At 36.4% G+C, this 20,708-nt stretch carries 20 protein-coding genes; all 20 read right to left on the reverse strand.

Features of this window, described 5'->3' with window-relative positions; genetic code table 11:
* Positions 1-88: 88 nt before the first annotated feature.
* Positions 89-445, reverse strand: coding sequence for a flagellar protein FliT (gene fliT, locus DFR56_RS04595; protein ID WP_110394242.1), 357 nt, complete (start codon positions 443-445; stop codon positions 89-91).
* Positions 445-840, reverse strand: coding sequence for a flagellar export chaperone FliS (gene fliS / locus DFR56_RS04600; RefSeq protein WP_110394243.1), 396 nt, complete (start codon positions 838-840; stop codon positions 445-447). Before fliS ends, fliT begins: the two co-directional genes overlap by 1 nt.
* A gap of 30 nt (positions 841-870) precedes the next feature.
* Positions 871-2,346 (reverse strand): flagellar hook-associated protein 2, encoded by a 1,476-nt coding sequence (locus DFR56_RS04605; RefSeq protein WP_242694453.1) that lies wholly within the window; start codon positions 2,344-2,346, stop codon positions 871-873.
* 15 nt (positions 2,347-2,361) lie between these two features.
* Positions 2,362-2,721 carry a flagellar protein FlaG gene (gene flaG, locus DFR56_RS04610; RefSeq protein WP_244916427.1) on the reverse strand — a complete coding sequence of 120 codons (360 nt, stop codon included), beginning with the start codon at positions 2,719-2,721 and terminating at the stop codon, positions 2,362-2,364.
* Positions 2,722-2,818: 97 nt separating this feature from the next.
* Positions 2,819-3,034, reverse strand: coding sequence for a carbon storage regulator CsrA (csrA, locus tag DFR56_RS04615; RefSeq protein WP_110394245.1), 216 nt, complete (start codon positions 3,032-3,034; stop codon positions 2,819-2,821).
* Positions 3,035-3,036: 2 nt separating this feature from the next.
* On the reverse strand, positions 3,037-3,483 hold the full coding sequence (fliW, locus tag DFR56_RS04620) for a flagellar assembly protein FliW (protein WP_110394246.1): 447 nt from the start codon (positions 3,481-3,483) through the stop codon (positions 3,037-3,039).
* Between the two features lie 43 nt (positions 3,484-3,526).
* Complete coding sequence (locus tag DFR56_RS04625) at positions 3,527-4,090, reverse strand: DUF6470 family protein (RefSeq protein WP_110394247.1); 564 nt, start codon at positions 4,088-4,090, stop codon at positions 3,527-3,529.
* A gap of 129 nt (positions 4,091-4,219) precedes the next feature.
* Complete coding sequence (gene flgL / locus DFR56_RS04630) at positions 4,220-5,116, reverse strand: flagellar hook-associated protein FlgL (protein ID WP_110394248.1); 897 nt, start codon at positions 5,114-5,116, stop codon at positions 4,220-4,222.
* 11 nt (positions 5,117-5,127) lie between these two features.
* Positions 5,128-6,657 carry a flagellar hook-associated protein FlgK gene (gene flgK, locus DFR56_RS04635; RefSeq protein ID WP_110394249.1) on the reverse strand — a complete coding sequence of 510 codons (1,530 nt, stop codon included), beginning with the start codon at positions 6,655-6,657 and terminating at the stop codon, positions 5,128-5,130.
* 29 nt (positions 6,658-6,686) lie between these two features.
* Positions 6,687-7,178 (reverse strand): flagellar protein FlgN, encoded by a 492-nt coding sequence (locus DFR56_RS04640; RefSeq protein WP_110394250.1) that lies wholly within the window; start codon positions 7,176-7,178, stop codon positions 6,687-6,689.
* A 15-nt stretch (positions 7,179-7,193) separates the two neighbouring features.
* Positions 7,194-7,454: a flagellar biosynthesis anti-sigma factor FlgM gene (gene flgM, locus DFR56_RS04645; protein ID WP_110394251.1), complete on the reverse strand. Its 261-nt coding sequence runs from the start codon at positions 7,452-7,454 to the stop codon at positions 7,194-7,196.
* A 138-nt stretch (positions 7,455-7,592) separates the two neighbouring features.
* Positions 7,593-8,012: a TIGR03826 family flagellar region protein gene (locus DFR56_RS04650; RefSeq protein ID WP_342353140.1), complete on the reverse strand. Its 420-nt coding sequence runs from the start codon at positions 8,010-8,012 to the stop codon at positions 7,593-7,595.
* A 2,291-nt stretch (positions 8,013-10,303) separates the two neighbouring features.
* On the reverse strand, positions 10,304-11,098 hold the full coding sequence (gene fdhD, locus DFR56_RS04665; protein ID WP_110394255.1) for a formate dehydrogenase accessory sulfurtransferase FdhD: 795 nt from the start codon (positions 11,096-11,098) through the stop codon (positions 10,304-10,306).
* Between the two features lie 147 nt (positions 11,099-11,245).
* A complete protein-coding gene (locus DFR56_RS04670) occupies positions 11,246-13,597 on the reverse strand; it encodes an FdhF/YdeP family oxidoreductase (RefSeq protein WP_110394256.1) in 2,352 nt (783 codons plus the stop codon).
* A gap of 447 nt (positions 13,598-14,044) precedes the next feature.
* Entirely contained in the window at positions 14,045-15,325 is a 1,281-nt protein-coding gene (locus tag DFR56_RS04675) for an L-lactate MFS transporter (protein ID WP_110394257.1), read from the reverse strand.
* A gap of 326 nt (positions 15,326-15,651) precedes the next feature.
* A complete protein-coding gene (locus tag DFR56_RS04680) occupies positions 15,652-16,338 on the reverse strand; it encodes a ComF family protein (protein WP_110394258.1) in 687 nt (228 codons plus the stop codon).
* A gap of 4 nt (positions 16,339-16,342) precedes the next feature.
* The gene (locus DFR56_RS04685) at positions 16,343-17,872 is read right to left on the reverse strand and encodes an ATP-dependent helicase ComFA (RefSeq protein ID WP_342353139.1); all 1,530 of its coding nucleotides are present in this window, start codon (positions 17,870-17,872) and stop codon (positions 16,343-16,345) included.
* Between the two features lie 14 nt (positions 17,873-17,886).
* Entirely contained in the window at positions 17,887-18,729 is an 843-nt protein-coding gene (locus DFR56_RS04690; protein ID WP_110394259.1) for a DegV family protein, read from the reverse strand.
* A 28-nt stretch (positions 18,730-18,757) separates the two neighbouring features.
* On the reverse strand, positions 18,758-19,450 hold the full coding sequence (locus DFR56_RS04695; protein WP_110394260.1) for a response regulator: 693 nt from the start codon (positions 19,448-19,450) through the stop codon (positions 18,758-18,760).
* Positions 19,451-19,541: 91 nt separating this feature from the next.
* Entirely contained in the window at positions 19,542-20,681 is a 1,140-nt protein-coding gene (locus tag DFR56_RS04700; RefSeq protein ID WP_242694451.1) for a sensor histidine kinase, read from the reverse strand.
* Positions 20,682-20,708 lie beyond the last annotated feature (27 nt).

Raw genomic sequence — 20,708 nt, forward strand, 5'->3', positions numbered from 1 at the left:
TTTAGATGCAAAAGAAATAGATAGATAAATAACGATAATTTTTTAAAAAATCACCCTCTTAAAAAAGGAAAAGCCCCATAAGGAGCTATTATTGTTTGCTATCCAAATACATGCCATCTGTTGTTTTAATTTGCCCATATGGATTAATGTAAGAGCGATTCAATTCTTTTTTTTGTTTTACTTTTTTCATATCACTTTTTACATCATCGTACAGATGATCCATTTTCAATTTTACTTGTTCATTCAATTGAACGACTTGTTGACCAATTTCTATTTCTTCTTCTGTATAAGGTGCTTTTATCTTTTGTATGATGGCATCCCTGCTTACGATTAATTCGTCCATTTTTTTTATGACTGACTCTCGGTCGAGTTTCTTTTCCTCTAATTGTTGAAGTGTCGAAAGCATGTTTACGGTTACGTCATGTAATTGTTGTAGCCGACCCATTATACTTGTGCACCCTGAACATAAGAAGATGATTCTGTTTTCATTACTTCTTTCCACGTATTACGAAATTCAGTAATAAAGGCAAGTGCTTCTTCTAAGTATTTTACATCGCTTTTAATATTTCCTTGTTGCAATTGAAAATAAATAAATTCATACAAAGATAAAAGTTGTTTCGAAATTTCTACCTCTTGATCCAACGTTAACATAAGTTCTTGGACAATATCTTGTGCCTTTTGAATATTTGTATTTTTTGTTTCATGATCGTTATCATTTACTGCTTTAATTGCCTGATTAATAAATTTAATACATCCATTATACAACATCATCGTTAATTGTGGACCTGAAGCTGTATTCACAGCATTATTTTGATACGTTTGAAACTGTTTTGTCATCATAAAGTATCCACTCTCCTATCGTACATAATATTACATTTCACCAAATTGAGAGAATAAATAAGATGATTGTTGATTCAAATTAGCAATAGCCTTTTCCATTTGCGTAAACTGATTCCAATACCTTTGTTCCACCATAATCATTCGTTTCTCAAAATCTGAAATTCTTTGGTTTAATTCTTTCATTCTTTTTCCAATAGTATAATTGTCTAATGTATGTGTGCTATTACCTGCTTTTTCTTCAATTTGTTTCCTTGCCCGACCAAGGGTATCATCAAACCGGTTGATCAGTCCACGATTATCACCAGTTCCACTATTCGAGAATAGTCTATACACATCATCTGGATGGTCACGTAAGGCTTCTTTTAATTTTTCTTCATTAACTTCTAATTTCCCGCCATCCAAATAATTAATTGTAGTCGAAATACCGATTTGACTAAGCAATTTGTATTCTCCATCAGTTTCAACGACGGATTGTAAACTTTGACGTAGGGCATACATACTATCTCTTATAGCTGATTCTCCACGCAAAATGCCACTTTTCGCTTTTTCTTCCCACTTTTTAATTTGCTCTTCAGACATTTCCTCTTTTTGCTCATCGGTTAAAGGTGGGAAATCACGAAATTTTTCTTCTGTTTGTGAACTGTTCATTATGTCAATCGCTTTATTGTACGTATCGACAAACTTCATAATCGCATCGAAGGATTGTTCTACATCTGTATCGACATTAATACGAGCATTTCCATCTGTTACATTATTAAACTCAAAATGAATATCGTTTAACGTATAATGGTTGTTTTTGGACTCTAATTCTAATCCATTATTGTAAATGAATGTAGCGTTTTGACCGCCTGTTTCATTAGCTGGATTTAATTTTAAGACATTTGTAAAAAAATGATTGTCTTCTTCGCTAAAAGTTATTTCTGCACCATTTGAATTATATTTACCAGTTCGTGTCGTCTCTAGCACGACCTTCCCTGATGTTTCATCTAGAAACGCCCGTACGTTATTATTTTTATCATCTGTAATACGCTTAAATACTTTATTTAATGTATCGCCTTCTTTAATTTCAAATGTATGTGTTTGGCGTTCACCATCTTCATCAAACGTATAAAATGTATATGTATCGTGATAGGATGCATCCAAAACGTCATTGCCTTTTAGATCTGTATTCGTTGTACTTATATTCATTGCATTTGTCGCCAGCTGAGTCACGTTAATTTCATACGAACCATTTGATGCATTAGACGTTGCAGTCGCTTTTACTGCATTTTCTTGTGTCGAAGTAGCCGTTTTCGGTTTATACGTAGTAGACAACTTCATGTCTGTCATCATGTTCTTTAATTCCAACAATACACTATTTATTTCCCGAAAAGCATCTCGTTTCCACGTTAATGTCGTTTGTTGCTGCTTCAGCCGTGTTAACGGCATTCGTTCCGCTTCCATTAACTTATTAACCATTGACTCAATGTCCATACCAGATGCAATACCACCGACTCGCATTACCATAATTAATGTACCTCCTTAAATCTTTTCATCTACTAATAATCCCATATACTCGGTCATTGCTGCATACATATCGAGCATTTTTTTAGGTGGGATCTCCCTTATCACTTCATTTGTCAGGGGATTAATCACCGTTACATAGTATTCATGTAAATCCTCATGAAAAACAAATTTTAAATTCGTTCGTACCGGATCAACGAAATCATTTAACTTTTCAACAGTAGATTTTACTTCTTGTTTACTTACTTCTTTTCCATTGTTAATCTCTTTATGTTCTGATGAAAGATTATTTTTTGCTTGCTGTTGTGTCCGATCCGGTGTTAGTTCACTTTTCTTTTGTATGGCGGGCACACTATTTTGGATATTACTAACATTCACTCCCATACAACTCCTAACTATTCAATTTTCTTATTATTTATATCGGTTCATTTGTGGAATAGTTTAACAATAAAGGGCGAAATACTGTTGAATAGCTTTATTTATCAAATAAAGTCGTAATATCAATCGTTAAACTTGCCGCTTCACTATTTTGCTTTTGTATAGAATCATAAATTTCTTTACGATGAATTTCGACCGACTTTGGTGCAGAAATTCCTATCTTTACTTGATCCCCTTCAATAGCCAAGATAGAAATTTCAACATCTTCACCAATCCGTATTGCTTCTTTTGTTTTTCGCTTTAAAACTAACATCGTTACTCCCCTCTCTTTTCAGTTGTGGGGAAAGATATAGTTGCTTTCATGGAATATTTTTCATCATTTAATATAAACTGTTTGCCATATTTTTTGTTTGAATTAATAATAAGCGGTGCTTGTAAATTGATCGTGCTTAAATGAAACGGCTCTTTCATCGTCATGATCGATAAAATGACCACGTCTTTTTCATCTATAATTTCTAAAGATTCAACGATATGTTCATCTAATGAAAATTCATAATCATCGTAAAAATAGTGGGGGTTCGTTACAAAAAAAGCTAAGCTAGGTGTATGAATAGATTGTAAAATTTGCAGCAAATTATTTCCCGGTATGTCAAGTACGATAAATTGGCGTTCCTCAAGAAATCCTGGTAATCCCGATCCAAAGGTTATTATTTTTCTTTCATCTATCTCCATCTCATCGAAATATTTAGTTTTTACTAACATCTTTCCTGCATCCTTTCCATAAACATTCAAATGGAATGAATGTTTATACATAGAGATTATCAAAATCTATTTTTAATTGTGCATATTGTTCCATCGATATTTGAACGCCACCTCGATGAAACGTTAATTCTGGCTTATTTATTTGTGAATCAATGATTGGCTTTCTTTCTTGTACATCCATTTGCACGTCACCACGTTCATAATGAAACTTTACAGCAAGTGGGGATGGAATATATGTAAAACTTAAAGTCTTTGTTGGCGGATGACCATTTTGCACCGCTTGTTCAGCGATTATATCGACACCAGTATGGATGTTTAATAATTCTACGCCTTGTTCCGCTCTTCTTGCTGTACCTTCTGATGCTGCTCTCAATCCTTCATCTGCATGTAGCTCATTTAATCTTCTCGTGCTCATTAAATTCATTTCTTCCCATGCTTGTGTTTGATCGATTGTTAATTTCCCCTTCATCGTCCGCATGGATACTTCTGCCTTTGGCTGTTGAATGGATAAATGTGCTTTTCCTTGCTTCATTTCAATACGTGCTGGAGTCTGCTCGATCGCAATTCGTGCCATTTGAGATTCCAGACGAAGTTGTGGAAATTGCATAGGATCTTCTCCTTTTTCGTTATCGAGCAAGCTGTTAGTAAATAAGAAAATCAAAAATAAAAGTAGGGTACAAATTGATTAAAATGCAACTCTACTTTTATTTTTAACTTTGGGACAGCCCACTTATATTTATCTTAAAAAGTCGATTAAAGATGGCTGAATTATCTTTGCACCAGCGGCTAAGGCTGCACGATGGATCACTTCTTGTGTTAAAAGATTTGTAACTGCTTCTTCGAAGTCGACCCCTTCGTTTTTTGCCATCGTATCTTTCGCAATGATTTCTTGCTGGGCTAAACGATCTTCAATTAATTCTAAACGATTCATTCTTGCACCAAGCTCAGCACGACCATTAATAATATTTAGCGAACTCTTATTTAGAGTATCCATACTATTATCAAGTTCTTCTTGATTATTATTTTCAAGTGCTTGAATAAAGTTTTGAATATTGTCAAATAAATCTTGATTGAAGATGTTCTCAGGACTAACATTAACTTCAAGTTGAATTCCTTTTGATACCTCTATTTTAACAGGATGAATTGGATTATTAGGCCCAAACGTCACTTCATATCCATTGGCGCCTGCTTCTGGATTCACAGGCTTTGTATCGGTATTTGTCCCATTAAAAATATATTTGCCATTTACATTTGTGTTAGCAAGCTCCACTAATTGTTCTTGTAGTTGTTTCACTTCCTGCATGACACTTATCCGTTCATCTTTGTCATAAGAACCATTTGCAGCTTGGACAGCTAAATATTCCATTCGCTGTACTGCTTTTGTCGCTTTATCAAGCACATCATCTGAATGATCCATCCAGTTCCATACTTCTGTCGCATTTCGGCGGTATTGTTCCACTTCTGTCACTTGTGTTCGATACCCCATCCCTTTCATTGCGATCACAGGATCTTCGGAAGGGCGTCTAATTTTTTTGCCCGTATTGAGTTGTGTTAAATATTTATCCATTTGTGCTTGACTATTAAATAAGTTTCGCAACATGTTGTTTTGTAACATTGATTGTGTTACTCGCATTTTATATCAACCTACCTTCCTACTAATCCCATTTGATTAATGATCTTATCGAGTAATTCATCGATTGCTGTCATACTTCTGGCCGCAGCATTGTATGCATGTTGAAATTTAATTAAATTGGAAATTTCTTCATCTAATGAGACAGCACTAACCGACATACGAGAATGGGATACTTGTGCTTGTAATATTTCTGAACTTTCTTTCTCACTTTTTGCTTCTTGCCCTTTCACTCCAAGCTCCCCAATTAACGCTGTGAAAAATTTCCTAGTCGAAGTATTCCCAAGATCGCTCAGAGAATTTTCGAACACTTTTGCTAGCTCAAGAGCATTGTCTGCATTTCGACTTCCAGCATCTGGATCTCCTGCAGCGATTAAATCTGAATTGTTCAGTATATCTGGGTTAATGGTAATACTTTCCGCTGTGATTTCTGTTGCACCGTCTTTTGGTATAAAAAAATCAATAGTAGGTTGATCGCCATTTAAATCTATTCCTTGACGATGAACACGATTAAACTCATTCGCAAATGCTGCTGCCATACGATCAAGTTCAGCAAGCATTTCTGGATAAGTGCCTTTCACATCTCCATCAACATAACCAAACGACTCAATTAAAGCACTTAAAGAACCATTTGACTTCATTAAGTCTAAACCTAAATCCTCACCATCGACAGATATATTAGTAATTGGACTATTCTCATTGTCAGGATAGACGTTTATTTCTTTTACTGCATTTGCAACTGTATTAGGACTTCTTGCATCAATGAGAAATACCCCATCTCCAATGGAGTGTCCCCTACTATCAAGCACTTCAATGGAAGCAATCCCATCAGCAATTTCTAGTGCACTTTCACTACTTCTTGAATAATGTACTTTAATATTCATATGTTCCGATAGTTTATCAATTAAACGATCCCGCTCATCATATAAATCATTTGCTAAAAATCCGTGTGGTTCAATCTTTTGAATTTGCTCATTTAAACCGTTAATTTGTCTTAGAAGAGAATTAATATTTTTTACGGATACGTCTATTTGATCTTTTAAGTCAGCTTGAATCGATTGCAGGCTTTTAGATAAATGGTTATATGTTTCCGCAAGTGCGAACCCTCGTTGGGCAACAACAGAACGAGCGCCTGAATTTTCAGGATGGTCTGCTAGATCTTGTAATGATTGCCAAAAACGATCCATCATGTTATTCATACCATTTGCTGATGGCTCATTTAATAGCTCTTCCATACGACTTAATGCTTCTTGCTTTGTATTCCAATAACCTAACCGGCTATTTTCCGCACGAAATTGAAAATCTAAAAATTGATCACGAATTCGTTGGACCGTACCGATTTTCACTCCTGTTCCCATTTGCCCTGCTATTTGTGGCTGGACCCGAGAAGGGACTGGAAAAGGTGTTGTTGTTTCAAAGTTTACTCGTTGCCTTGAATATCCCTCCGTATTGACATTTGCAATATTATGACCTGTCGTATACAATCCACCTCGTTGGGCAAATAACGCTTTTTTGGCTAATTCTAACCCTTGAAATGTACTCATCGTTTATCTCCTCTTACCTAATAGTCAATTTACGCTTTCGAATCAAAAACAGAACGTTTCACTGTTTCATTCCCTGAACTTTTTTCATTATAATTCATATTTTTCATAGACGGCTGTAACATATCTAAGGAAAACTGCACGAATTGCATTGATTGTTGAAGCAAGTCATTGTTTAATTGCTCACTTTGCTTTAATTTGACAATGATTTCAACTAATGCAGTAACATGATGTTCTATTTCCCTTTTTTCGTCTTCGGTATTGACATATTTTAATAGCTCACTTACTGTTTTATCTTCTGAATCGATATGTAAATGATTAAAAATATGTTCCACCTGTTGTTGACGGTCTGCTTCTATTTGTGTAATTAATTGTAACTGCTTTCGTTCTTGAATTAATAGTTTGGATAGTTGTTCCATATCACCTTTTTTAATGTATTCCGTTTTATCTTCAGATATTTGTAGGAGCTCTTCATGCAAGGAAACCAGTTTTTGTAGTCTTTTGCTAACCTCTTGTACAGCTATGAGAAAAACCTCCCGTTAAGTTCGCTTTGTCCAAAAGTCAATCATTTTTTGTGCTGTTTTATCATGATCCACTTTATATTCCCCAGATTGAACGAGTTTTTTTATTTCATCAACATATTTTGAACGTTCTATATCATAGTGTTTATTCTTTTGTAGTTGTTTTGCTTCTGTAGAAATATTAAGCTGATCTTTTTGTTGTTCGGCCCTGTTACTCATCTGTTTCTGTCGTTGTTGTTTATATGCATTTAAAACAGGATTAGGTCCTTGAATTTTCATTTCAATCCACCTCACTTACTTATTATGAACGTCCTAACGTATATTCTACTATTAATATCGGCTATTTTTATCGTTATTCAATAGTTATTTCATCTTAATTTGGGAAAACATTCTAATCTTCTTTCTAATTATCTTACATTAATTGTTTTCTTTATTAATGGTGTAATAAATCGACTCATGTTCTTTTTTTTCTGCCGATCTTTTTTCCATTTTATCATGTAATGCTAGATCCGTTTTTATTTGTGTAGAACAATTAGAACACAATCTTCCTTCCACAATATCTGCGCCACACTTTTCACAAGGATAAGCAAGCTTTGGGAATTGAGAAGAACGTAATCGCTTCTGTTTCATAAATTTTATAATTAATTCTTCCTCTACTTTTGTTGCTTCAACGATTTCATTTATCGTTGCTTCACGGTTTTTGCGTTTTGTTAAAAAACGGTATACTGTTTGAAATGCTTCTTCTTCTTCTCGATAACATTTTCCACAAATATCTCTTAATCCTCTTGCAAAAACTACTCCACAGCGTGTACAGTTGTCTAGTTGAGCCATTCTCATCACCCATTTTTCTCTTAGTATATCATAATTTATGACATGACCATGTACATAGAAAACATATGGAACTGTTTAACAGTCCATAAGGTAAGCCACTTTGTAAAGACTCGTTGTATATATCATCGTCTAAACAAGACTAATTGTTAATAGTTTTTCCAAAAGTTATCTGATTTTAATAGAAAATGAATGTTAAGGTAGTTGTGTGGTGAAAGCTAATGTAAAAAAACTTATAGAATGCCTTGACATGAGGTAGATGATATTGTTCCTGGATGGGCATATAATTAGCATGACATTTCATGAGCATATTATATTTACAGTTGGTGCATGTTTTTTTAACGCCACATAACCTTCGAAACTGGCACATATTGTATTTTCGCGGTGCATTATCCGATAAAATTGACATATAACATGTTTTGAGGGCACATTATTCTTGGAATTGTCGCAAATGTCATGCAATTATTTCCGCAAAGCGATGGAAAACTTAGTAAGTGCAATTAAACTTTTTCCGTTAAACAAGTAACTACACATTCACCAATTAAAACATACTAAAATTAATGGGTAAGGTCTTGTACAGGAAATTGGAATCAAAATGAATAAGTGAAGATATTTCATACAAACAGAAGAGGCTTGGGCAAAATAAAACGTTCCGATCCAAAGACAGGGATAGAAGTTTTAAATTAGAGGATAGATTTTACATATAAACGTAGTTGATCTAAACTGCACAGTAGCTTCAATTAGTGAATGTCTTATCGCTGCGGAAATACACGCTGCTTTTTAGCGGTTGGCTACCTTATCCTCCATATTCGCATTACTCGTTGCAGAGTCTCGTCGTCTTCGCTTTCCCCTCTTTACTAAGGAATGTCATGAGCAAAAAGCAGCGTTCCATACAGGAATGCACAGTTTTAGGAAATAAGGCGAAGTGCAATTCACGCATGCACAGTTCCGGAGAAGAATGCAGAGTTCAATTCAAGTATGCACAGTTCCAAGGAATAATGCGGAATGCAATTCACGAATGCACAGTTCCAGAGAAGAATGCGAAGTGCAATTCAAGCATGCACAGTTCCGGAGAAGAATGCAGAGTTCAATTCACGAATGCACAGTTCCAGAGAAGAATGCGGAGTGCAATTCAAGCATGCGCAGTTCCAAGGAAGAATGCGGAGTGCAATTCAAGCATGCGCAGTTCCAAGGAAGAATGCGGAGTGCAATTCAAGTATGCACAGTTCCAGAGAAGAATGCAGAGTTCAATTCAAGTATGCACAGTTCCAGAGAAGAATGCGGAGTGCAATTCACGAATGCACAGTTTCAGAGAATAATGCGAAGTGCAATTCAAGCATGCACAGTTTCAGGGAAGAATGCGGAGTTCAATTCACGCATGCACAGTTCCAGAGAAGAATACGGGGTTCAATACACCAATGCACAGTTCCAGAGAATAATGCGGAGTGCAATTCACGAATGCACAGTTTCATAGAATAATGCGGAGTGCAATTCACGAATGCACAGTTCCAGAGAAGAATGCGGGGTTCAATACACCAATGCACAGTTCCGGAGAAGAATGCGGAGTGCAATTCAAGCATGCGCAGTTCCAGAGAAGAATGCGGAGTGCAATTCACGAATGCACAGTTCCAAGGAAGAATGCGAAGTGCAATTCACGAATGCACAGTTCCAGAGAAGAATGCGGAGTGCAATTCACGAATGCACAGTTTCAGAGAAGAATGCGGAGTGCAATTCAAGCATGCGCAGTTTCAGAGAAGAATGCGGGGTGCAATTCAAGCATGCACAGTTCCGGAGAAGAATGCAGAGTTCAATTCAAGTATGCACAGTTCCAAGGAAGAATGCGGAGTGCAATTCAAGCATGCACAGTTCCAAGGAAGAATGCGGAGTGCAATTCAAGCATGCACAGTTCCAAGGAAGAATGCGAAGTTCAATTCACGAATGCACAGTTTCATCATTGTAATTCACCTTTACGTATAGTTGATTGGAGAGTAGGACAGTCGACTCCTGAGACTGCGATTTCACGTCCCAACGTAAAGGTTTGCACTAGCGCGTTCTGTCATTGGAAGCAGACTGCCGTGCCGCTAAAAGTGATTATCTGCAGGGAAATCAACTTTGTTGTGACTAGGTTTGTAGAAAAAATCTAAAAAAGTTATGTCGAAGTTTATAAAAAATTGGTAACATGCTTTTAAACACAGCTAAAGGAAAATCCGAACGAATGAAAATGGTAGAAATTTGAATCATTGTTCGGATCTCTCTATGACTAAAACACTTTGTCTTAGGTTCTTTAAGGAAAGTGATGATTAAATGATTTCATCAATTCGATACGTATGCGTATATACATTCATGGAATTACCACGAACGAAGCCCACTGTTGTAATGCCTAAATCTTCTGCTAGCTTTAATGCGAGATCGGTTGGTGCTGACTTTGATAACAAAATGCCCACTCCAATTTTCGATATTTTTAATACTACTTCAGAAGAAATTCGTCCACTAAACACGATTAATTTATCTTTTAGCGGAATTTTTTTCATTAATATTTCTCCATAAATTTTATCAAGGGCATTATGTCTTCCAATATCGGTTCTAATCGTGAAAATGTCATCTATACTACAAAGGGCCGCATTATGAACCCCACCCGTTTTGTGAAAATATGTTGATTGTAATTGTAGTTGTTCCATTAATTTATAACATTGTTCTACCGATATAGATAGTTTTCCTTTGATCATTTTTGTAGTTCTTACATCACTTTTAAAATAAAATTGGCGACTTTTCCCGCAGCATGAACCAATAAAACGTTTAGAATGATCTTGTTCAAGTGACGTAACTGGCTTATCTATCTCAACATAGGCAAATCCTTTCGTTTCATCGATATTCATGGAGAGGATTTCTTGATATGTTCGGATGATTCCTTCTGATGCGAGAAAACCTACAACCAGTTCATGCATATCTTTCGGTGTGCAAATCATTGTCGCAAATTCCTCTCCATTTAACATAATCGTTAGCGGGAATTCGGTTGCAACCTCTTCTTCCACGGTAGAACTAAAATCATTTTGAAACCGAACTGTTTTCCAACCACCATGTATGATTGTTTTCATCTTTTTCACCTTCTATGGATTCTTTTCAAAAACCGTTTGCGAAAGGATATTAGAAAAGAAACAGCCATAACTACTTATCTTAACAAATCCACCATGTCCTTTCTATCATATGGGACATGATGGATTTGTAAAACGGAAGAGCTCTCGTTAGCTTATTTCCATTTCTAGCTCTTCTACTCTTTTCTCTACGTATTTTGTATCCTTTTGAGCATAATATGTTTCAGCCTTTTCAACGATGACGGCGGTATTATATTCCGGGATACCTGCAAATTGTTCATAGACACCTTTTGGAATTAAAGGATTTCCTTCTGGCCAATGAACCTCTACATTTCCAGATTTAATCGGAACAAATTTTGCCCTTCCATTAAACGATCCATATTTGTTATAAACAACGATAGCGTCGCCTTCTTTAATTTCATGCGTCTTACCGTCTTCTTTATTCATTAACACATCGTAACGATCCGCATCATTAAATGGATCTTTTTCACCGTAAATCATTGAATTAAATTGTTTTCCTCTTCTTGTCGTTACATAAAAATGGCCTTCAGGTTTTCTTCGTTCCGGTAACTCTACCGCAATTAAATTGCCCTTTCCATCTGCAGTTGGACAAATACCGCCTTCACACAACCATGCACCACCCCACTGAAATAGATCACCACTTTCTTTCAAGTGCTGAATTCCATTATAGTTTGGTGCTGCAAGGGCGATTTCATCTCGAACAGCATATGCATCTTTAAAATCGATTAAATAACTATCTTCTTGTTTCACCCGTTTGGCTAAATCAACATAGATTTCCCATTCAGATCTAGCCTCACCAATTCTCGGTCCTTTTATTTCTGGAGAAAAATAAACCATTCTTTCCGTAGAAGTAGATGTGCCTCCTCCAGGTTGTTCATATCTTGTCATCGCTGGTAATACAATGACTGCTTCTTTCGCATCGACAAAAGTAGATGTATTAAAAATAATATCTTGATGTACCCTAATATCGACATTCTCTAAACAATCTTTTACAAAGTCCGGATCTGGCATTGTTTCAAGGAAATTCCCGCCAGACATATAATATAGTTTCAATTTTCGTTCGTGTTCTTCTGGTAATAGAGCATTTTCCAGTGAAACCCCAACAATATCTCCTTGCCACTCAGGGATATCAAAGCCCCATACCTCTTCGACACGCTTTCTTCCTTCTTCATTTATTGCACCACCAGGTAATGAAAATGGATCAGCCCCCATTTCTCCAGATCCTTGCACACCCGAATGACCGCGTATAGGCATAAGCCCGCAATGCTTCCTACCTAAAAACCCACGTAATAATGCTAGATTTGCCACTTGTGAAATATTATCCGTACCGAAACGATGCTGTGTTAATCCCATCGACCAAACGAATACACCTGATGTTGATTTTGCAAGTATTTCAGCGAGTTCACCTATACGCTCTTTTGAGAGACCAGATGTTCTCTCTAATTGGGCCCAATCATAGGCGGTAACCTTTTCACGTAATTCCTCAAACCCATTTACATGTTCTAAAACGAAGGAATGATCAATTGCGGAACCGTGTTCTTTTTCTTCCATTTCAAACCAATGTTTCATCACCCCATGCATAAAGGCAATATCACCGCCGATATTTACTTGGTACACATCATCAGCAATTTTTGTTCCAAATAAGGCGGACTCTGGAACAGAAGGTACCCAATATTTATCCATCGATGGCTCATAATATGGATTAATCATGATTATTTTTGTACCTTTACGTTTTGCCGCATACATATATTTTGTTGAAACAGGTTGGTTATTAGCTGCTACTGACCCCCAAAAAACAAGGACATCTGTACCGATCCAGTCTAAATAGTTACAACTCGACGCCCCAATTCCGACCGACCGAGTAAGGGCTGTTTTGGATGGTGAGTGACATATACGTGAAGCGTTATCGATGTTATTTGTTCCAAGAAAACGAGACACTTTAGCTGCAACGTAATAAGATTCATTCGTTATTCCGCGTGATGTTAAATAAAATGCGTATTGCTTCGGATCAATTGATTTTATTTTATCTGCAATCGTATCCATTGCTTCATCCCAAGAAATCCGCTTGAACTTTCTTTCTCCAGGTCGGCGGATAAGTGGGTATGGAATACGTCCAAGCTTCCGCAATTCCGTACTACTCATATTCCGTAATTCATCAATATCAGCATGAAGTATATCTGGTTTCATTGCTTTCATTGTATTTAAACGTAGTACATTTAGTCTTGTTGTACATATATGTGGTCCAACTAACGTTTGATCATGCAGGCCTTGTACACCTAATGCACAACCATCGCATACTCCCTTCGTTAAAATCCGTGTCGCATAAGGCAAATTATCTTTGTTTTCCCAAACGACTTTCATTGTATCACGGATATGATGTGGTTTGATTTTTCCTAATCCAAAAGGAACCTTACTTACCCAAAGACTTGGATCAGGTTTTTTTGGCAGTTTGATAGGTCCAGTATGTTTCGTTTTTTCCACAAAAAACCCCTCCATTCGTTTTGATATCGATCCGTTCATCATTCATTATGCAAAAATTTCAGTTGTTTGATCAAACTAAAATGATAGTGTCCTATTACATTGATAAAAAGCCGTAACAATCATCTATCATTGAAAAAGAAATTGCTACGGCTTTATAAATAGTATACATGAATTCGGTACATCATTAAGGCTCGCTGCACTTAATTCTTCAAATCCGTCCATCAGCACTTTTTTCGCTGCTCTTTATTCTGGTATTGACAATTGACTAGGACATAATTAAACGATCAAGTCTAAATATACGCCAAAACTAGTACATCTCGTACGTCGGAGACTCACCATTCGCCTGAGGTACGCCAAATACTATTCCGAGGCAGGTGATATGCAACTACCATTGTTCGGGTATTTCTTTCGTAAAAACACTTTTTTCCTAGCCTCATTTACTCTTTCTTATGCCTTGGTCGCTACCCTAGATACTCTAGGTTTCGATTTAACTTGTTTTTCCTGTAAACGCCTAATATCTGTACGAATCCAAATCGAAACGAAAAGTGCAACAGCAAATAGAACACCAAATATCATCATCGTCATATTATAACTATTTGTAAGATCATAAATTCGGGATAATAATACTGGACCGACAACTCCTGCAAGTGCCCATGCAGTTAATATATAGCCATGTATCGCTCCAAGCTGTTTTGTTCCAAATAAATCGCCAATATACGCTGGGATGGAAGCAAATCCGCCACCATAGCAAGTTAAAATTAGAAAAAGTAACAGTTGGAATACGATTGCATTCGTTGCAAATGGAAGAACAAAAAACGCGATTACTTGAATGACAAAAAATGCTGTATATACATTTGGTCTACCGATATAATCCGATAAGGACGCCCAGCCTAGTCTGCCCGCTCCATTGAATAAACCAAGAAGTCCAACCATTGTAGCCGCTGCAATCGCAGTCATACCAGTAATCTCTTGAGCCATCGGGGAGGCAACAGCTAAAATAGCAATTCCACATGTTATATTAATAAATAGCATGATCCAAAGCATCCAAAACCTTCTCGTTTTCACTGCTTCATTGGCAGTTAGTTGAGACAAATCTGCTTTTATTTTACTCGTACCGTTCTTTTTACTTTCAATAAACCCTTTAGGTGCCCATCCTTCTGGCGGTGGAGATAGATATTGTGCCGATAACGTCATCACAACGAAGTAAATAAGCCCTAAAATGTAAAATGTACTAGAAATCCCGACATTTTCTATTAGAGTTGCTGCTGCTGGCCCACTTATTAGTGCCGCAAAGCCAAACCCCATAATAGCAAGCCCTGTCGCAAGTCCTCTTCGATCTGGGAACCATTTTACAAGCGTTGACACAGGTGCAATATATCCGATTCCTAATCCCGTACCACCAATCACCCCATAAAAAATGTATAATAAAGATAGTGACTCCATCATCGTTGCTAATCCTGATCCCGCAACCCCAACACCGAAAAAAACCGCTGCTAGCATACCTGATTTTCGTGGTCCATTTTTTTCAACGAAACGTCCCATGAATGCTGCTGACGTTCCTAAAAAGAAAATGGCGATACTAAATGCAAGTGAAACTTGGGTTGTATCCCACCCGTACTGATCAACCATAGGATTCGTAAAAACACTCCAAGCGTAGGCAGAACCTATTGAAATGTGTATTCCTACAGCAGATGCAGCAATTAGCCAACGATTTTTTACTTTTTGCATGAAAATCCCCCTTATAAATGATTGTTATTATGATAAACCAACATAATAAAATGAAGGTTTGTTCCAAATTCATTACATTTACACTGGAAAGTAATTTCATGATGTGAAATACGTAATTTGATAGACTTCTTATATAATCAATTGTACCTATTTAGTTAAGTATTAAAGTTATGCTTTTCTATATTTAAGAAATATTCCGTTTTTTATATACGTGCTATCATATCATGTAAGCGATTGCAAATCAATAATATTGTCAACGTTTTGTCACATTTTTGTCGAAACTAGTTATTCCCCAATTATATGATGCTAGCTGTTAAATCATGAACTTACCCACGAACTAAAGTATACGCATATACTTTTGGACACCCATTTATTTTTAGGAGATTAGCAGCATGACGGATCGTTCTTCCAGTCGTATAAATATCATCGATCAAAATAACTGGTTTCGTTATTGGCTTTGTTAATGTAAAGGGGTTTTCAGACATCATGCGCTCGATTCTCGTTTTTTTTGATTGTTTTTCAGAATGAATTCTTTTCAGTATCTCCATTTGTTTCAAGTTTAAAAAAGAAGCTAATAATTGGGACTGATTAAATCCTCTTTCAATTAATCGTTCATCACTTAAAGGTATTGGAATGATCGCTGCTTGCTTTTTTAACGTTGAATAACTTTTCATAAAATGGATCAACCATTCTCTTCTGAAGACTTCACCTAATATATAATCGCCTCGATACTTCCATTTTGCAATCATCTCTTTCATAAAATGATTATACGAATAAAGGGATACATTTCTGTCCAATGGATCATTCCCTGCATAAATGCTTTTCCATTTCTCGCAATCTTCACATGTCTTGTTTCCAGATGGGCGACTACAAATCGTACAGCGATTTCCAGTGATTTTTTTAAATTTAGCTATACAAAGGGGACATAATTTTTGCTGTTTTTGCAAATGGATCACATTTCCCCAATTAGTATGAACAATTAATTCTTCATCGCACCATAAACAATAGTTCATCCATTCACTCCTTTTTTGAATTAGTTGTTAATTTCATTGCCCGTTTATTCATCTCTAGTATCGAATCACGAGCCATGATCATTGCATCTGTCTTTCCATCATGAAAAAAGACTACTTCCCCTTTCGGATCGACTGGGCTTCTTCCTGCCCGTCCAGTGATTTGTACTAATGCAGCTTCATCAAAAATGATATGACCTGCGTCGAGAACTGCAACATCAATGGACGGGAAAGTAACGCCCCGTTCTAAAATCGTTGTCGTAATAAGCGCATATATTTTCTTTTCACGGAAAGAAGTGATCTTTTCTTCCCGTACTTTATCTTCTGCATGAACACTAATCATTTCTTTTTGATTTGAAATAAGTTGATGGTGTAGAAAAAGTGAAATAAGAGGTTCTCTAAGGGAGTTTGCAAGTTGAATGGTTGGAACAAAAATAAGCATTTGTCGAGTTGGCTTTTCTCTCTCTTTTAGCCATTGAATAAACTTCTCTGGAAGCATATTGTTTTCTAACCGACGTTTCAAAGAGGAACAATAGAAGAGGTTAGGAATTTCAAGAGGAAGCCCATGAAAACGAACGGGTACAAACACATAGTCTATTTTCTTCGTCATAACTCTATTTCGCAGCTTTTTTCGCGGGGTAGCCGTCAAATAGATTCGTGCAGCGTTCTTTTTTGCTGCTCTCCTTGCTGCAAATTGAAGAGACTTGTCATGATGAAAAGGAAATGCATCAATCTCATCAATAATAAGCACATCGAATGCATGTTGATATCTTAGAAGCTGGTGAGTTGTCGCGATCATAAGTTGAGCTGTTCCATCATTATCCCGACTCCCGCTATATAATGCCTGAATATGGAGAGAAGTGAAGGCTCGCTGAAGGCGGGGTAATAATTCTCGGACAACATCTGCTCTAGGTGTTGCGATACATACTCGCTTCCCCAGCTCAAGCGCTGTCGTAATCCCTTGAAAAAGCATTTCTGTTTTTCCAGCCCCTGTCACCGCCCATACTAGCTGCTCTCCTCCTCGCTTGACTGTTTCCATAATTTTATCGGCTGCATGCTGTTGTGCTTCGGTTAATGTTCCGTTCCATGTACAAGGACTTTTTAATTGTGGCCAACGGTACCTTTCCCCCGACCAATAATATAAATGTTCACATTCCATTACTCTACCCATATTGATACAGTTTCGGCAATAACGATGTCGTTTTTGACAACGAGAACAGGGGATTTCCGCAAATAAAGACTTCTTTTTATTATTACATCGGATACACTTTGTGAAAAATAAACCGTTTTGAATGGAGGGGATTGGGGTAAATATACGGTAGGTTAGTAGTTTCTGAAAAAGTGCTTCTTGTACTACTATTTCATCTCTAAGCAACAATTTTCCTGTATATTTCTTAGCTAAGTCTTTCACATAGTTATTATCAAGTTGAACGTCTTTAGTCCTAAGGGGTGGGGAGTGATGACTTGTTATTCTCCCCTTTTTTCCAATCAGTTGATTCCACATCGAAACTAGTTTTCGGCTGACATATGTAATCAATTTTCAATACCACCTTATTCAGTATACCAACAAACACCGATCGACCCTTCACCTAAGTGCGTACCAATTACTGGTCCAAAGTAGCTGATGATCGACTCGATTTCTGGATGATTTTTCGCAAAATCTTCTCGCAATTTCGTTACTACCGCTTCATTATTTGCATGAATAAAGACAACTCGTACAATTTTTTTATTCACCGCTTCATCTTCAAGCATGGACATCATTCGGTTAATCGCTTTTTTTCTTGTACGTATTTTTTCAAACGGAACAATTAATCCGTCAACAATATGTAAGATCGGTTTAATATTTAACAAGCTTCCTAACAATGCTTGGGCACTATTTAATCTTCCACCCCTTTGTAAATGACTTAAATCATCTACCATAAAATAAGTGCGGGTTTTACTTTTCATATCATCCAAATGAGTGATTATTTCATCTACTGTTTTCCCTTGTTGAACCATTTCGGCAGCTGCGATTGCATACAAACCTTGTGGCATAGCACTTAATTCTGAGTCATATGGGTATACTTTTACGTTTTCCACCATGTTCCCTGCACTTTTCGCTGCTTCATATGTACCACTAAACTTCTTAGAAAGATGGATAGAAATAATTGCATCATAGTCCTTTGAAAGTTCCTCAAATAATTCGATAAATGTACCGATCGCCGGTTGCGATGTTGAGGGTAAATCTTTTGATTGTTTAACTTTTGCATAAAATTCTGCGGTCGTAATATCCATTCCTTCACGAAAGGACTCATCTCCAAAAACAACACTTAATGGTACGGTATGAATATGATACTTTTCTAGTAAATTTTCTGGAATATAAGCAGTACTATCCGTTACAATTGCTACTTTCATCATTGCCCCCCCTTTAACAATAAAGTGATTAAAATACTTCAACCCAACCGTTTCGAATAGCTGTAACAACAGCTTGTGTACGATCGTTTACATCCATTTTTTGCAATATATTACTGACATGATTTTTGACCGTTTTTTCGCTAATGACTAGAGTCTCCGCGATACGACGGTTGCTTTGTCCCTCTGATAAAAGTTGTAAAACTTGGCATTCACGTTTCGTTAGTAAATGTAGTGGCTTTCTATATTCTATTTCACCTGCACCTGAAGATGATTCCTTATTTTCTACTAATTTACGATACTCTTGAACTAGATTGTGAGTAACTTTAGGATGTAAATAAGAGCCACCATCATAGACGACTTTTATTGCCTCCATTAAAGATTCTGTATCCATTTCTTTTAGTAAGTACCCTTGTGCACCTGTTTGGAGTGCATGAGTAACATAACTCTCATCTTCATGGATCGATAAAATAATTATTTTTACATCAGGATTATTTTGTAATAAATCTTTCGTAGCTTCGATCCCATTCATCTCTGGCATATTTATATCCATTAATACAATATCTGGTTGATATTTTTCAACTATTTCTTTTGCATCATACCCATCGTCTGCTTCTGCGACAACTTCAAATGATGGTTCAAAGCTTAGTATTCTTTTTACTCCTTCTCGAAATAGTTTATGATCATCAATTAGTGCAATAGTAATTACTTCTTTCGAAACCATAAAAGTATTCCCTCCATTAGTTTTATTTTATTGTATCTGTTTATCAAACAAAATGCACCATATTATACGAAAACATAATATAACAAGGTTATTAAGACCTATCAAAACTTTGATTATATGGTACTATTATCCTAATAGTAGTTCCTTCTCCCCTTCCTGATTCGATCAATAATTTCCCGTCTAATATTTCAACACGTTCTTTCATTCCGATTAATCCGAATGAATCTTTTTTCTCAATATCATGATCAAATCCAATTCCATCATCTCTAATTATAACAGTTATTTGATCGGGAAGTACTTCAATCGTCACTTTGATTAAATTTGCTTCGGCATGATTTATAGCATTTTGTAGTGCTTCTTGTACTAAGCGAAAAATTGCTACTTCATAATTTGCTTCTAACCTTCTTTCATCCCCAAGTAAAATTAATTCAATTTCAATATTGTTATATTCTGACATGGTCGCAATATGCTTTTTAATTGTTGGAAAAAGTCCAAGGTCATCTAAAGCCATTGGGCGTAAATCATAAATAATCCGTCTTACCTCTTGTAAGGAAGAACGAATATTTCCGCGGATACTTTTCACTTCTTTTAGTGCTTGTTCGACATTGCCTTCTCGAAAAGCTAAATCAACAATTTCAGAGCGAATTAATATGTTTGCAAGCATTTGTGCAGGCCCGTCATGGATTTCTCGTGAAAGTCTTTTACGTTCGATTTCTTGAGCCTCGATAATTTTCAACCCAAATTGTTGTTTTTCTTTTGCTGTTTTTAATGCTTTATTTACTTTACTGAAATCATCATGTAAATACGTCAATACGACAGATACTTTTCTACCCAAGTTGGTTGCATGTTCAATCGTTCGTTTTAAACGAATAATTCGTCTTTCTAACTCGTCCCGTTTTTGGCGAAGTCTTTTTTCTTCTTGACGCATAATCGCTAAGTTTGTCTGTAAGGAATGCGTTTCTTCATAGACATGGCGAATATCGCTTTCCGTATAACGATTAAATTCACGACTTACGACCGAAAGTTTTTGCCTTGACTTTCTTACCTCTACTTCTAGTCGGTCGCCACGTTTTATATAATCTTTCACCATCATTTTAGTTTCTTCTAGTTCCCGTTGTAAATGAGCGTGTTCTTCCATCGCTTCTTCACTTATATGAAATATTTCATCTTTACTTTTTTCAACGACATTCGTCATTTCGTCTATAATAGTGTCTAACGTTTTTTTATCCATTTGATTCTCCAAAACCATTTTCCAATC

This window comes from Pseudogracilibacillus auburnensis, from assembly GCF_003201975.1.
Classification (GTDB): domain Bacteria; phylum Bacillota; class Bacilli; order Bacillales; family Amphibacillaceae; genus Pseudogracilibacillus; species Pseudogracilibacillus auburnensis.

Coding starts and splice junctions, on each gene's coding strand:
- DFR56_RS04675 (WP_110394257.1), bottom strand. CDS start 15,325: ATGCAAAAAGTAAAAAATCGTTGGCTAATTGCTGCATCTGCTGTAGGA.
- flgK (WP_110394249.1), bottom strand. CDS start 6,657: ATGAGTACATTTCAAGGGTTAGAATTAGCCAAAAAAGCGTTATTTGCC.
- flgM (WP_110394251.1), bottom strand. CDS start 7,454: ATGAAAATTCAAGGACCTAATCCTGTTTTAAATGCATATAAACAACAA.
- fliS (WP_110394243.1), bottom strand. CDS start 840: ATGATGACAAAACAGTTTCAAACGTATCAAAATAATGCTGTGAATACA.
- DFR56_RS04690 (WP_110394259.1), bottom strand. CDS start 18,729: ATGAAAGTAGCAATTGTAACGGATAGTACTGCTTATATTCCAGAAAAT.
- DFR56_RS04680 (WP_110394258.1), bottom strand. CDS start 16,338: ATGAACTATTGTTTATGGTGCGATGAAGAATTAATTGTTCATACTAAT.
- DFR56_RS04650 (WP_342353140.1), bottom strand. CDS start 8,012: ATGAGAATGGCTCAACTAGACAACTGTACACGCTGTGGAGTAGTTTTT.
- fliT (WP_110394242.1), bottom strand. CDS start 445: ATGGGTCGGCTACAACAATTACATGACGTAACCGTAAACATGCTTTCG.
- fdhD (WP_110394255.1), bottom strand. CDS start 11,098: ATGAAAACAATCATACATGGTGGTTGGAAAACAGTTCGGTTTCAAAAT.
- csrA (WP_110394245.1), bottom strand. CDS start 3,034: ATGTTAGTTTTAAAGCGAAAAACAAAAGAAGCAATACGGATTGGTGAA.
- DFR56_RS04695 (WP_110394260.1), bottom strand. CDS start 19,450: ATGGTTTCGAAAGAAGTAATTACTATTGCACTAATTGATGATCATAAA.
- flgL (WP_110394248.1), bottom strand. CDS start 5,116: ATGCGAGTAACACAATCAATGTTACAAAACAACATGTTGCGAAACTTA.
- DFR56_RS04700 (WP_242694451.1), bottom strand. CDS start 20,681: ATGGATAAAAAAACGTTAGACACTATTATAGACGAAATGACGAATGTC.
- fliW (WP_110394246.1), bottom strand. CDS start 3,483: ATGTTAGTAAAAACTAAATATTTCGATGAGATGGAGATAGATGAAAGA.
- DFR56_RS04605 (WP_242694453.1), bottom strand. CDS start 2,346: ATGGTAATGCGAGTCGGTGGTATTGCATCTGGTATGGACATTGAGTCA.
- DFR56_RS04625 (WP_110394247.1), bottom strand. CDS start 4,090: ATGCAATTTCCACAACTTCGTCTGGAATCTCAAATGGCACGAATTGCG.